The sequence below is a fragment of the Streptomyces sparsus genome, assembly GCF_054776295.1.
Window position 1 is genome coordinate 1 of sequence record NZ_BAAHCA010001605.1, and the last position, 645, is coordinate 645.

The following is a 645-nucleotide window of genomic DNA, read 5'->3' on the forward strand; positions in this document are numbered from 1 at the left end:
CGCGGTCTGCCGTCGGCGGGCGCGCACCTGGTGCTCACCGCGGCCGAGCGCCGCTGGGTCTTCCGTGCCGCACGGCCGGCCGGCCGCGCGTACCGGCTGCTCGTCTTCTTCTCGGCCAAGGAGGCCGCGTTCAAGGCGTTCTCCGCCCTGCTGCCCGCCGGCACGGCACCCACGACCCTGCTGGGCATCGCGGCCCGCCCACTGCCGGACGGTTTCCGTGCCTGGCCACGGGACCGGCCCGACGGGCACCTCGACGTGGCGGTGCGTCGGGCGGGACCGGGAGTGTTCAGCTGGACGTCGGTGCAGGTGGACTGAGAGCAGCCGCCGGCGGACCTGGAGTTGCCGCGGTGACGCCGCCGTAGCAGTGCACGGCCGCTCCGGGAGCCCTGGCACCTGCCGCCGAAGGGCCGGCCCCGCTTACCGGTGCTCGATCACACGGCTCAGTCGCACGGCCGCTCGTTCGCCCGCAACTTCTCGAACTGGTCGATGGGCCGGTTGGTGACCCGTCCGTCGATGACACGCAGCATCGTGTCGTCGGCGTTGCGGAGCGAGTCCACGATCCCGTCGCCGTTACCGCTGTTCTCCTCGGGGCAGGCAGCCGCCGTGCCGCCCCGCGCGCACGGCAGCGGCGCCCGCGCGCCGACG

At 74.6% G+C, this 645-nt stretch carries 1 protein-coding gene and 1 pseudogene; one reads left to right on the forward strand and one right to left on the reverse strand.

Features of this window, described 5'->3' with window-relative positions; all coding sequences use genetic code 11:
• The coding region (locus ACYVE9_RS29870; protein WP_461030991.1) for a 4'-phosphopantetheinyl transferase family protein at positions 1–315 on the forward strand (315 nt) is incomplete at its 5' end.
• A 125-nt stretch (positions 316–440) separates the two neighbouring features.
• Here the strand turns inward: ACYVE9_RS29870 and ACYVE9_RS29875 are convergent.
• Positions 441–645: pseudogene (locus tag ACYVE9_RS29875) on the reverse strand (hypothetical protein); the annotation flags it as partial.